The organism is Micromonospora sp. DT233 (genome assembly GCF_049841815.1).
Taxonomy (GTDB): Bacteria; Actinomycetota; Actinomycetes; order Mycobacteriales; family Micromonosporaceae; genus Micromonospora.
Map to the genome: position 1 here is coordinate 302,223 of NZ_JBNCLB010000005.1, position 12,223 is coordinate 314,445.

Here is a 12,223-nt window from a genome sequence, read left to right on the forward strand (position 1 = left end):
CGCGGGGAGCGGACGCGGCGAAAAAATCGGACGCCGAGCGTGGTCAAAACTGCAGGAACAACGAGACGTGCAACGGTAGGGCGGGTGGGCGGTGGCGGTGTCAGTCTGGGGGGCGGCTGCGGGCGAGCTTGATGAGCAGCACCACCAGCAGACCGATGCCGAAAACCACGATTATGCAGCAGTCGATGCCGCTGAACCCGTCCTTGCCGGGGCGTGCGTTCTGTCCCGCCCGCACCACGATCTCGCCGCTGCCCGACGATGCCCAGGCCGCGACCGGTATGAACAACGAGAGCCCGACCGTACCGAGGACCGTTCCTAGGCGGCCCCGCCACCTGTCCCACGTTGACATGACCCCATCCTCGCCGAGGCCCGCAACCGGGGGCGCGGCGAACTATCCGGACCTGCACGGCACGCACAGGCCTTCAGACGCCGAACTGGCCGGCCCCGGGTGCGGGGTCCGGCCAGTCGGGCGTTGGTTCTCACCACGGGGGCACAGGTCAGCTGTTCCAGTGCTCGGCGACGAGGTCGGCGGCGAGCTGCTCCCACTGGGCGTAGTGGTCGGGGTAGGCGGAGACCTGGACGGTCTGGGCGGCCTTGGTCAGGGGCATGTCCTGCCACCCGTCGACCTGCTTGAGGCCCTTGAGGAACGCCAGCGTGGAGTACTCGGGGTCGGTGATCTGCTCCACCGTGCCCCACCCGCTGGTCGGGCGCTGCTGGAACAGGCCCTGCGAGTCGTGGTCGTTGCGGTCACCGAGGTGACCCAGGTTCTCCAGCTTCGACTCCTGCAACGCGGTGGCGATGGAGACCACCGCGGCGCGCTCGTCCATCCCGGCCTTCTTCGTCGCCGCGATGATCGCCTTCACGTTCGCGGTCTGCTCGTCGTCCAACTCGATGCGGGACTGCTCGCCCTGCACACCGTGCGGGATCAGCTTGCCCTCGTCCACGGCCGGCTTCTCGGCGGCCTGCACGGCCACGGCGACGGGCTTGCCGTCGACGGCGGCGCCGGCGGTGGTGGTGTCGTGGTGCAGGGGGCCGGCGGCGAGACCACCGGCGAACGCCAGACCGGCGATACCGAGAACGCTCTTACGCAGCATGGTGTTCGTCATGGGGGTGACTCCTTCGGGGTTCGACACCCGCGACCACTAGCGGCCGGTGCGGGTGTGAGCACCATCTGGGGGCGCCCAACATGGGGAAAGCGAAAGCACGGGGAAGGTTGGTCTGTGCCGCTGCACGGCCCCGATGGGGGTGGGCTCGTGATGGCGGCGGGGTCCAGGTGTAACCACCGGCGGCCGGCCCGCATTCCAGGCCGGGAAGCGTTCCCTGCGGGCCGGGGACAGTCTCGCCGGCCGGGGACACCTCTCGCGGGCTATCTGGAGCTGATGTCGCAAACGACTCAGCCGGGGCGACTGCCGTGAACGACTCAGCCGAGGCGACGTCGGGTCACGTCCGGCACGTTTCGCGTGAACCGACCCGATGTCGTGAACGGCTCAGCTCCATAGCGTCCGGAACGGAAATTGCCTGCCGCCCCTGACGGCGAGCGGCCGGACCAGAAACCGACCGGGGAGATCGCCAGACTCGGCACGGGCCCTGCTCGATCGGCCCTGCTGGATCGGCCGCCATGTGTAACCACCCCGGGCCGGCGGGTGTTCCGCCCCCGCGATGCCGCCGGTCACACCCCGCTCGGCAGCCGGCCGATGCGGCGCGGGAAAGACGCGCGAAAGCGGACAGGCCCTGAACAAAAGCGTCGGCCGAGGGGTGGAAGGGAACGATCCACGCAATGTCAATGACATTGCGGCCATCTTGTCTCCGGAACCGACGATGTCACGGATGCGGAGTCGATCACCGCCAAGGGCGGGCCGAGAGCGACGTGTCGACCTGTCCGTTATGGCGGGGGTGGGGTTGGTAGGACGAGCACCCGGCGTCGGGTCCGGCAGCCCGGCGGTCACCGCCTAGGGTGGCGGGTGTGGCGACTCTTCTGCTCCTGCGGCACGGCCGCACCACCGCCAACGCCGATGGCGGCCTCGCCGGCCGGCAGCCCGTCGAGCTGGACGACACCGGCCGGGCCCAGGCCGCCGCCGTCGGCGAGCGGCTGCGCGGACTGCCGCTCGCCGCGGTGGTGACCAGCCCGTTGATCCGCTGCCGGCAGACGCTGGAGCTGGCGCTGCCGCAGGCCGCCCCCACCGTCGACGAGGGGTTGATCGAGTGCGGGTACGGCACCTGGGAGGGGCAGCCGTTGAAGAAGCTGGCCAAGGAGCCGCTCTGGCCGGTGGTGCAGCAGCACCCGAGCGCCGCCGTCTTCCCCGAGGGCGAGGCGATGGCGGCGATGGCGGCCCGAGCGGCGGCGACGGTGCGTGCCTGGGACGCGCGGATCACCGCCGAGCACGGCCCCGAGGCGGTGTGGCTGGCCTGCAGCCACGGCGATGTGATCAAGGCCATCGTGGCCGACGCGTTGGGCGTACACCTGGATCTTTTCCAGCGCATCGTCGCGGACCCGGCGTCGGTGACGGCGATCCGGTACACCTCGCTGCGGCCGTTCCTGGTGCGACTCAACGACACCGGCGGTGACCTGGCGGCGCTGGTGCCGCCACCGCGCAAGCGGCGGCGGCGGACGGCGGCGTCGGCGGACTCCGACGCGGCCGTCGGCGGTGGCGCGGGGGGCGCGCGGTGAGCCGTCTCCCGGGGCCCGCCGGGCCGGGGTCGATCCGGCCGTGCCGCAGGCGGCGTACGGGGGCGCGATTGCGCGTCGGTGGGGTGCGCGACGCCGTGGCGGTCCGGATAGGGTCGTGGGTATGACCCACCAGGTGCACGCCTTCGAGCCGCCGGAGCGGTTCGTCGCCGGGACCGTCGGGCCACCCGGGGAACGCACGTTCTTCCTCCAGGCGCGCGGCGGCGGCCGGCTGGTCAGCGTCGCGCTGGAGAAGGTCCAGGTGTCGTTGCTGGCCGAGAAGCTGGACGAGCTGCTGACCGAGGCGCAGCGCCGCTTCGGGGTGCAGCTGCCCGAGGCGCAGGTCTCCGTGGGCGACAACGAGCCGCTGGACACTCCGGTCGACGAGGAGTTCCGGGTCGGCACCCTCGGGCTGGCCTTCGATGTCGACACCGCCACGGTGGTGATCGAGGCGATCGCCACCGGCGAGGCCGACGCCGAGACCGATCTCGACGACGAGGACGACGACGGCGACGACGAGGAGCCGGACGAGGACCTCGACCGGCTGCGGGTGCGGCTGACCCCGGAGGCGACCCGTGAGTTCATCGAGCGGGCCCGCCGGGTGGTCAGCGCCGGCCGTCCGCCCTGCCCGCTCTGTGGCCAGCCGCTGGACCCCGCCGGGCACCTCTGCCCGCGGCTCAACGGTTATCACCGGTGACGTCCTCCGAACTCCAACCCCGACACGACGGCGCGGCGACGCTGCGGCTGCTGCGCGACGGTGAGCTGACCCTCGAGGGGCGGCTGGTCGACGCCTCCAACGCCACCCTGGTCGGCGCGCTCACCCTCGACGGGGCGAGCGCGCGGTGCGTCTACAAGCCGGTGCGGGGCGAGCGGCCGCTGTGGGACTTTCCCGACGGCACCCTCGCCGGCCGCGAGGTCTCGGCGTACCTGGTCTCCCGGGCCACCGGGTGGGATTTGGTGCCGCCGACGGTGCTTCGTGACGGCCCCTTCGGCCCCGGGTCCTGTCAGCTCTGGATCGACGAGCCCGACGACGCCGAGTCGCTGGTCGGGTTCGTGCCCGCCGAGGCGGTGCCGCCGCGCTGGTTCCCGATCGCGGCGGCCCGTGACGACGACGGCGCCCCGTACGCCCTGGCCCACGCCGACGACCCGCGCCTGGCCCGGCTCGCCGTGCTCGACGCGGTGATCAACAACGCCGACCGCAAGGGCGGCCACGTGCTGGTCGGGGCGGACGACCGGATCTACGGCGTCGACCACGGGGTGTGCTTCCACGTCGAGGACAAGTTGCGGACGGTGCTGTGGGGCTGGGCCGGCCGCGAGCTGCCGCCGGACGCGCGGGAGATGCTCGCCGACCTCGCCGGTCAGCTCGCCGGCGCCCTCGGCGAGGAGTTGGCGGAGCACCTGACGATCAGCGAGGTCGCTCGGCTCGTCGACCGGGTGGCCCGGTTGGGCGACACCGGCCGGTTTCCGCAGCCCTCCGAGGACTGGCCGGCCATGCCCTGGCCACCCATGTGACGACGGCTCGACCGCCCGGACGCAGGTCACCGCCGCGAGGGGCTGTCGCGTTGATCACCCTTTGCGTGGCTCCCGAGGGGCGCGCGGCTGGTTAGGCTGGCCGTCATGGACTCTTGGTTGGGGCATGAGGTGCCACGGCTGCCCGGCACCGGCGGTCCGCTGGCGCTGTTCGACTCGGCACGGCGCGGCGCGCATCCCAGTCGCCCCGACGGGACCGCCACCATGTACGTCTGCGGCATCACCCCGTACGACGCCACCCACCTCGGTCACGCCGCCACCATGATCACTTTCGACCTGGTGCAGCGGGTGTGGCGCGACGCCGGCCTGACGGTGCGGTACGTGCAGAACGTCACCGACATCGACGATCCGCTGCTGGAGCGGGCCGAGCGCGACGGCGAGGACTGGAAGGTCCTGGCGATGCGGGAGACCGCCCTGTTCCGCGAGGACATGGAGGCGCTGCGGATCATCCCGCCGGCGCACTACGTGGGCGCGGTGGAGTCGATCCCGGACATCGCCGACAAGGTCCTCGCCCTGCTCAAGGACGGCGCGGCCTACCAGCTCGACGACGGCACCGGCGACGTGTACTTCGACATCACCGCCGCGCCGGCGTTCGGCTACGAGTCGAACCTGTCCCGGGCGCAGATGCTGGAGATCTTCCCCGAGCGCGGCGGCGACCCGGGCCGGGCCGGCAAGCGCGACCCGCTGGACCCGCTGCTGTGGCGGGGGGCCCGGGCGGGCGAGCCGTCCTGGCCCGGCGGCGACCTGGGCGCGGGCCGACCCGGCTGGCACATCGAGTGCACGGTGATCGCACTGGACCTGCTGGGCGAGACCATCGACGTGCAGGGCGGCGGCAACGACCTGATCTTCCCGCACCACGAGTGCTCGGCGGCGCACGCGGAGCGCCTCACCGGGCGGGCGCCCTTCGCCAGTCACTACGTGCACGCCGGCATGATCGGGCTGGACGGCGAGAAGATGTCCAAGTCCAAGGGCAACCTGGTCTTCGTCTCCCGGCTGCGCGCCGACCGGGTGGACCCGATGGCGGTCCGGCTCGCCCTGATGTCCGGTCACTACCGCGAAGACCGGACGTGGACCGACGACCTGCTCACCGCCGCCCACGAGCGCCTGGCCCGGTGGCGGCGGGCCGCCGCCGCCACCGCCGGCCCGTCGGGGGCGGAGCTGCTGGCCGCCGTACGCGCCCGGCTCGCCGACGACCTCGACACCCCCGGCGCGGTGGCGGTGGCCGACGACTGGGCCGCGCGGGTCCTCGCCGACGAGGGTACGGACCGGAGCGCCCCGACCCTCTTCGCCGACACCCTCGACGCCCTGCTGGGCCTGCGCCTCTGACCGGGCCCCCGGCCGCTGACCGGCACCCCGTCCAGGCTCAGCCCAGGACGAGGCCGGGGTCGGGGTCGGGCTGCGGGGCGGGGGCGGGAACCCGGTACTCCTCGGTGAGGGTGGTCATCGGGCCGGGCCAGGTGGCCTGGGCGACCTCGATCGGCTTGCGCCGGTCGTCGTAGGCGACGTGCAGCAGGTGCAGCACCGGGGTGTCGGGCCGGATCTGCAGGGTCTCCGCCTCCTCCCGGCTGGGCTGGCGGGCGGTGATGGTGTCGGTGGCGGTGACGTACCGCCGGCCGGTGGCCTCCTCCGCCTCCTGGTACAGCGGCCGGCCGAACGCCTCGCCCCGCTCCAGGGAGGTCCCGGCGGTGTCCGCCGGGAGGAACCAGGACGCGCCCACCTCGACGGGGGAGTCCTCGGTGCGGACCAGGTGCCGGCGGCAGAGCAGCTCGGTGCCGTCGGCGACGCCGAAGGCGTCGGCCACCTCGGGCGGGGCGGCGGCCCGTCCGACGGAGACGAGCTGCTGGCGGTACCGGGCGGCCAGGTCGGTGTGGTAACCGCGGAAGCCGCCGTACCGGCCCCGGGAGAGGCGGTTGAGCCGGCGCCGGGTGCCCCGCACGTACGTACCGGAGCCGGGTTTGGTGATCAGGATGCCCTCGACCCGCAGCTGATCGACGGCGCGCTGCACGGTCTGCTTGGCCACGCCGAACATCTCGGCGATGGCCGGGATGGACGGCAGCCGCTCGCCCGGCGCCCAGTCACCCCGGCGCACCTGCGCCTTGAGCTGCGCGGCGATCTGCCGGTGGGGGAACTCGGCCGCGCCCGGGTTGATCTGCATGGCTCCTCCTGGAGATCACAGCTAGGTTCCTAGGATGACCTAGCGATCGTGACGGCGCCACCCCGCAGCCCCCAAAGATCCCGGCGGCGCCGAAACCCCCCAAGGCCCGCCAAGGCCCCTCAGCGGGACGACCCCGGACACACGCAGGCCCCGGACCGAATGCGGTCCGGGGCCTCGTGGGCGGCAGTGGGAGCGGCTACCAGGAGCCGGCGTTGGGGCCGGCCGAGCCGCCGCGCCGGCGCAGGTACTTCTCGAACTCCTGGGCGATCTCGTCACCGGTCAACGGGGTGATGCCCGCGTCGCCGACCCGTTCCTCCAGCTCACGGACGTACTCGCCGAGCTCGGCGTCCTGCTCGGCGGCGCCGCGCACCCGCTGCTCCCACTCGGCGGCTTCCTCGGCCAGCTCCGACATCGGCACCGGCAGGTCGAGAACCTCCTCGACCCGGTGCAGCAGCGCCAGGGTGGCCTTGGGGCAGGGCGGGTTGTTGGCGTAGTGCGGCACGTGCACCCAGAACGACACCGCGTCGACCTCGGCGCGGGTGCAGGCGTCCTGCAGCACGCCGACGATCCCGGTCGGCCCGTCGTAGCGGGTGGGGGTGAGCTGGTAGCGCTGGGCGGCCTCGGCGTCCGAGGCGCTGCCGGTGATCGGCAACGGCCGGGTGTACGGCACGTCGGCCAGCAGTGCGCCGAGCAGCACCACCCGTTCGACCTCCAGGCTGTGGCAGATCTCCAGCACCTGCTCGCAGAAGGTGCGCCAGCGCATGCTCGGCTCGATGCCCCGGATCAGCACCACGTCCCGCTCGGTGCCCTCGGGGCTGGCCGCCATGAAGCGGGTGGTGGGCCACTCGACGCGGCGGGTCTCGCCGTCGGCCATCGTGATCGTCGGCCGGCTGACCTGGAAGTCGTAGAAGTCCTCCGGGTCCAGCTCGGTCACCTCCCGGGCCTGCCAGACCTGTTCCAGGTGCTCGACCGCGGCGGTCGACGCGTCGGCGGCGTCGTTCCAGCCTTCGAAGGCGATGATGGCCACGGGGGACCGCAGCACCGGCAGCCCGTCGAACTCAGTCATGCCGTCACCTCACCCTGCTCGTCGCGGGGGATCCGGGGCACCCGCCCGGTCGTCCGCCCGCCGTGCGCGGTGGTGTCCCTGATGTCCTTCACGTCCGTCAGCCTACGGGGCAACGCGGGATGCGGCCCGTCGGCCGCGCCGACCCGGCGGGCGGCCGGCACGATGTGGGAGCGCAGGCGGCCCGGCTGACGCGATTCAGCCTCCCGCACTACCCTGAGTTTCGTGCGGACTTCGTTGCTGGATGCGCTCTCAGACCGGATTCTCGTCGCCGACGGCGCGATGGGGACGATGCTTCAGGCTGCCGACCTGACGCTCGACGACTTCGAGGGCCACGAGGGCTGCAACGAGATCCTCAACGTCACCCGCCCCGACGTGGTCCGGGGGGTGCACGAGGCGTACCTGGCCGCCGGGGCGGACTGCGTCGAGACGAACACCTTCGGCACCAACCTCGCCAACCTCGGCGAGTACGGCATCTCCCACCGGATCCGGGAGCTGGCCGAGGCCGGGGCGCGGATCGCCCGGGAGGCCGCCGACGCGTACGCCACGCCGCAGCGGCCCCGGTTCGTCCTCGGCTCCATCGGGCCGGGCACCAAGCTGCCGACCCTGGGGCACGCCGCCTACGCCACGCTGCGCGACGCGTACCAGGAGAACGCCGCGGGCCTGATCGCCGGCGGCGCGGACGCGCTGATCGTGGAGACCTGCCAGGACCTGCTCCAGGTGAAGTCGGCGGTGGTCGGGTCGCACCGGGCGATGGCCGCGCTCGGGCGTCGGGTGCCGCTGATCTGCCACGTCACCGTGGAGACGACCGGCACGATGCTGCTGGGCAGCGAGATCGGCGCGGCGCTGACGGCCCTGGAGCCGCTGGGCATCGACCTGATCGGGCTGAACTGCGCGACCGGGCCGGCGGAGATGAGCGAGCACCTGCGCTACCTCTCCCAGCACGCCCGGGTGCCGCTGTCGGTGATGCCGAACGCCGGCCTGCCGCAGCTCACCGCCGACGGCGCGGAGTACCCGCTGACGCCGGTGGAGCTGGCCGACGCCCTGGAGCGCTTCGTCGCCGAGTACGGCGTGTCGCTGATCGGTGGCTGCTGCGGCACCACGCCGGAGCACATCCGGGTGGTCGCCGAGCGGCTGCACGGCGTCCGGCCGGGCGCGCGTGAGCCGCAGCCCGAGGCGGGGGTCTCCTCGATCTACCACCACGTGCCGTTCGCCCAGGACGCCAGCGTGCTGATGGTGGGGGAGCGCACCAACGCCAACGGGTCGAAGGCGTTCCGGGACGCGATGCTGGCCGCCGACTGGCAGGGCTGCGTGGAGATCGCCCGCAGTCAGGCCCGCGACGGCTCGCACCTGCTCGACCTCTGCGTGGACTACGTGGGGCGCGACGGCGCGGTCGACATGCGGGAGCTGGCCGGTCGGTTCGCCACCGCCTCGACGCTGCCGATCATGCTGGACTCCACCGAGCCGCAGGTCATCGAGGCCGGGCTGGAGATGCTCGGCGGGCGGTGCGTGGTCAACTCCGTCAACTTCGAGGACGGCGACGGGCCGGGCTCCCGCTACGCCCGGGTGATGCCGATCATCGCCGAGCACGGCGCGGCGGTGGTGGCGCTGCTGATCGACGAGGAGGGGCAGGCCCGCACCGCCGAGTGGAAGGTCCGGGTCGCGCAGCGGCTGATCGAGGACCTGACCGGCCGGTGGGGGCTGCGCCGGGCCGACATCCTGATCGACGCGCTGACCTTCCCGATCGCCACCGGTCAGGAGGAGACCCGGCGCGACGGCATCGAGACCATCGAGGCGATCCGGGAGATCGCCCGCCGCTGGCCGGGGGTGAACTTCACCCTGGGCATCTCGAACGTGTCGTTCGGGTTGAACCCGGCGGCCCGGCAGGTGCTCAACTCGGTGTTCCTGCACGAGTGCGTGCAGGCGGGGCTGACCTCGGCGATCGTGCACGCCAGCAAGATCCTGCCGATGTCGAAGATCCCCGACGAGCAGCGGGAGGTCGCCCTGGACCTGATCTACGACCGCCGCCGCGAGGGCTTCGACCCGGTGCAGCGCTTCATCGAGGCCTTCGAGGGGGTGGACGCGACGTCGGCGCGGGCCACCCGGGCGGAGGAGCTCGCGGCGCTGCCGCTGGACGAGCGGCTGAAGCGGCGGATCATCGACGGCGAGCGCAACGGCCTGGAGGCCGACCTCGACGCCGCGATGGCCGGCGGCCGGACGCCGCTGTCGATCATCAACGACCTGCTGCTGGACGGCATGAAGGTCGTCGGCGAGCTCTTCGGCTCCGGGCAGATGCAGTTGCCGTTCGTGCTCCAGTCGGCCGAGGTGATGAAGACCGCGGTGGCCTACCTGGAGCCGCACATGGAGAAGGCCGACGACGGCGGCAAGGGCCGCATCGTGCTCGCCACGGTCAAGGGCGACGTGCACGACATCGGCAAGAACCTGGTGGACATCATCCTGTCCAACAACGGCTACGAGGTCGTCAACATCGGCATCAAGCAGCCCATCACCGCGATCCTCGACGCCGCCGAGCAGCACCGGGCCGACGCGATCGGCATGTCCGGGCTGCTGGTCAAGAGCACGGTCATCATGAAGGAGAACCTGGCCGAGATGGCCACCCGTGGGGTCGCGGAGCGCTGGCCGGTGCTGCTGGGCGGGGCGGCGCTGACCCGGGCGTACGTGGAGGACGACCTGCGGGCGCTCTTCCCCGGCCAGGTGCACTACGCCCGGGACGCCTTCGAGGGGTTGTCGCTGATGGACCGGGTGATGACCGCCAAGCGGGGCGGCGCGCCGGTGGTGGACCCGGAGCGGGAGGCGGCGCTGGCGGCGCGGCGGGAGCGCCGGGAGCGGCAGCGGGCGATGGTCTCCGAGTCGCTGCCGGAGCTGGACGACGCGTCGGTGCGCTCCGACGTGGCGCGGGACGTGGCGGTGCCCACCCCGCCGTTCTTCGGCACCCGGGTGGTGAAGGGCCTGCCGCTGGCCGACTACGCGGCGCTGCTGGACGAGCGGGCCACCTTCCTGGGGCAGTGGGGGCTGCGGGGGGCCCGGGGCGGCAAGGGCCCGTCGTACGAGGAGCTGGTGGAGACCGAGGGCCGGCCGCGCCTGCGGTACTGGCTGGACCGGCTGACCGCCGACAAGGTCCTCGAGGCGGCCGTGGTGTACGGGTACTTCCCGGCGTACTCGGAGGGCAACGACCTGGTGGTGCTGGACGAGAACGGCCACGCCGAGCGGGCCCGGTTCTCGTTCCCGAGGCAGCGCCAGGAGCGGCGGCTCTGCCTGGCCGACTTCTTCCGGCCCAAGGGCGACCAGCTCGACGTGGTGGCGTTGCAGTTGGTGACGGTCGGGCAGCCGATCAGCGAGTACACGGCGAAGATGTTCGCCAGCAACTCCTACCGCGACTACCTGGAGGTGCACGGCCTGTCGGTGCAGCTCACGGAGGCGCTGGCGGAGTACTGGCACCGGCGGGTGCGCTCCGAGCTGGTGCTGCCCGGCGGCGCCACGGTGGCCGACGACGACCCGGCGGACCTGGCCGGCCTGCTGCGCACCGACTACCGGGGCTGCCGGTACGCGTTCGGCTACCCGGCCTGCCCGGACCTGGAGGACCGGGCGAAGATCGTGGACCTGCTGGGCGCGGAGCGGATCGGCGTGCAGTTGTCGGAGGAGTTCCAGCTGGTGCCGGAGCAGGCCACCGACGCGATCGTGGTGCACCACCCGGAGGCGAGCTACTTCAACGCCAAGTGACGCCGTCGCCCTGTCCTCGCTGGCCGGCAGCAGGTGGGAGGTAACACGTCGCGGTCGCGGGGCTGTTCGGCCTGCTTGACCAGGCGTAGTAGGTCGAGGCGCCGATGTTCAGGACCCGTAGCAGGAGCGCGACCGCGAACTGGTCACGGTGCTCATCGAGGAACCTCATGGCCGTCGCCGGGTTGGGTCGCGCTCCGCCGCGAAATACGCGCTCGCGGCCCCCCGCAGGGCGGTTCGACGGCAGACAGGATGGCTGACGATGTCGTACGGCGGGCATACTCGCGCTGTGGATCAAGGACGCCAGATCGCAGAGCGTATGTACGAAGCCTTCAACCGCCGGGACGCGGTGGCTGCCAAAGACATCTTCTCCAGCAGCTTCTACAGCCATCCGATGAAGGCCAGTGGGTGGGAGTGCGTGCAAAGGGCCTGGCAGCGTATGTGGGAACAGCATCCAGCCCTGAAGGTAACCCTCAAAGATCTAGTTGCGGACAACCAACGCGTGGCAACTCGGACCGAGATGGTCGGCTTCGCCGATGGCTCGACGGCAACAATGCTGGAGATGTTCACCTTCGAGAACGACCGCATCGTCGAGCTATGGGGCCTTTCAGCAAAGCCGCAGACAAAGTCTTAGCGTCGGCGTGCCGGAACCCTGCCCGGCGCAGGGGTCGGCAAGGGTCAGCGCCGGTTTCCGAGTAGCCCTGGCACGAACGCTGGGTGCTCCTCGACCGGGACGTACGGCTACTGAACGGGTAAACCAATCCGATTCCCAAGCTGACAGTCGTCCTGCATGATGACCGCGTGGACGCTTGGCAGTCGATCGACGACCTCATCGTGCAAGGGCGGCACGTCCTGGCGGTAAAGGCGATCCGCCAGGCCGAGGTATGCAGCCTCCAACGAGCGTTCGATGTCTTCGCCGAGCGCTGCGAGCTTCTACAGCGGACGAGGCCCGATGACTTCGAGGCCGCCGTGAAGAGTGCTGACGTCGATGAGTAACTAGCTGGGTGACGACCGGCATACACCTGGGTGGACCAGCATGGACGCTGGGAGATCATCATGGCAGCTCACGAAC

At 71.9% G+C, this 12,223-nt stretch carries 11 protein-coding genes; 7 read left to right on the top strand and 4 right to left on the bottom strand.

From position 1 onward, the window contains the following. Positions 1 to 100: 100 nt before the first annotated feature. Both ACLQ2V_RS15170 and ACLQ2V_RS15175 read right to left on the bottom strand, forming a co-directional pair. Positions 101 to 286 (bottom strand): hypothetical protein, encoded by a 186-nt coding sequence (locus ACLQ2V_RS15170; RefSeq protein ID WP_425719103.1) that lies wholly within the window; start codon positions 284 to 286, stop codon positions 101 to 103. Between the two features lie 211 nt (positions 287 to 497). Further along, the gene (locus ACLQ2V_RS15175; protein ID WP_425719104.1) at positions 498 to 1,106 is read right to left on the bottom strand and encodes a hypothetical protein; all 609 of its coding nucleotides are present in this window, start codon (positions 1,104 to 1,106) and stop codon (positions 498 to 500) included. An 848-nt stretch (positions 1,107 to 1,954) separates the two neighbouring features. Here ACLQ2V_RS15175 and ACLQ2V_RS15180 point away from each other — a divergent pair. From ACLQ2V_RS15180 to mshC, 4 genes are all read left to right on the top strand, one after another. Beyond that, positions 1,955 to 2,668, top strand: coding sequence for an MSMEG_4193 family putative phosphomutase (locus ACLQ2V_RS15180; RefSeq protein WP_425719105.1), 714 nt, complete (start codon positions 1,955 to 1,957; stop codon positions 2,666 to 2,668). A gap of 121 nt (positions 2,669 to 2,789) precedes the next feature. Next, positions 2,790 to 3,362, top strand: coding sequence for a DUF3090 domain-containing protein (locus tag ACLQ2V_RS15185; protein WP_425719106.1), 573 nt, complete (start codon positions 2,790 to 2,792; stop codon positions 3,360 to 3,362). Further along, positions 3,359 to 4,177, top strand: a complete 819-nt coding sequence (locus ACLQ2V_RS15190) for an SCO1664 family protein (RefSeq protein WP_425719107.1) — start codon at positions 3,359 to 3,361, stop codon at positions 4,175 to 4,177. The genes ACLQ2V_RS15185 and ACLQ2V_RS15190 overlap by 4 nt, the downstream gene beginning before the upstream one ends. A gap of 105 nt (positions 4,178 to 4,282) precedes the next feature. Further along, entirely contained in the window at positions 4,283 to 5,521 is a 1,239-nt protein-coding gene (mshC, locus tag ACLQ2V_RS15195; protein ID WP_425719108.1) for a cysteine--1-D-myo-inosityl 2-amino-2-deoxy-alpha-D-glucopyranoside ligase, read from the top strand. A 37-nt stretch (positions 5,522 to 5,558) separates the two neighbouring features. On the opposite strand, the gene ACLQ2V_RS15200 is transcribed toward mshC, so the two are convergent. After that, positions 5,559 to 6,350: a GntR family transcriptional regulator gene (locus tag ACLQ2V_RS15200; protein ID WP_425719109.1), complete on the bottom strand. Its 792-nt coding sequence runs from the start codon at positions 6,348 to 6,350 to the stop codon at positions 5,559 to 5,561. 196 nt (positions 6,351 to 6,546) lie between these two features. Further along, positions 6,547 to 7,416, bottom strand: coding sequence for a PAC2 family protein (locus ACLQ2V_RS15205; protein ID WP_425719110.1), 870 nt, complete (start codon positions 7,414 to 7,416; stop codon positions 6,547 to 6,549). A 222-nt stretch (positions 7,417 to 7,638) separates the two neighbouring features. Between ACLQ2V_RS15205 and metH the strand changes: the two genes are divergently transcribed. The 3 genes from metH to ACLQ2V_RS15220 all read left to right on the top strand — a co-directional run bounded on the left by metH (position 7,639) and on the right by ACLQ2V_RS15220 (position 12,147). Then, complete coding sequence (gene metH, locus ACLQ2V_RS15210; RefSeq protein ID WP_425719111.1) at positions 7,639 to 11,154, top strand: methionine synthase; 3,516 nt, start codon at positions 7,639 to 7,641, stop codon at positions 11,152 to 11,154. A gap of 286 nt (positions 11,155 to 11,440) precedes the next feature. Then, the gene (locus ACLQ2V_RS15215) at positions 11,441 to 11,785 is read left to right on the top strand and encodes a nuclear transport factor 2 family protein (RefSeq protein ID WP_425719112.1); all 345 of its coding nucleotides are present in this window, start codon (positions 11,441 to 11,443) and stop codon (positions 11,783 to 11,785) included. Positions 11,786 to 11,952: 167 nt separating this feature from the next. Beyond that, positions 11,953 to 12,147: a hypothetical protein gene (locus tag ACLQ2V_RS15220; RefSeq protein WP_425719113.1), complete on the top strand. Its 195-nt coding sequence runs from the start codon at positions 11,953 to 11,955 to the stop codon at positions 12,145 to 12,147. The last annotated feature ends 76 nt before the right edge of the window (positions 12,148 to 12,223 follow it).

Coding starts and splice junctions, on each gene's coding strand:
- ACLQ2V_RS15175 (WP_425719104.1), bottom strand. CDS start 1,106: ATGACGAACACCATGCTGCGTAAGAGCGTTCTCGGTATCGCCGGTCTG.
- ACLQ2V_RS15185 (WP_425719106.1), top strand. CDS start 2,790: ATGACCCACCAGGTGCACGCCTTCGAGCCGCCGGAGCGGTTCGTCGCC.
- ACLQ2V_RS15200 (WP_425719109.1), bottom strand. CDS start 6,350: ATGCAGATCAACCCGGGCGCGGCCGAGTTCCCCCACCGGCAGATCGCC.
- mshC (WP_425719108.1), top strand. CDS start 4,283: ATGGACTCTTGGTTGGGGCATGAGGTGCCACGGCTGCCCGGCACCGGC.
- ACLQ2V_RS15205 (WP_425719110.1), bottom strand. CDS start 7,416: ATGACTGAGTTCGACGGGCTGCCGGTGCTGCGGTCCCCCGTGGCCATC.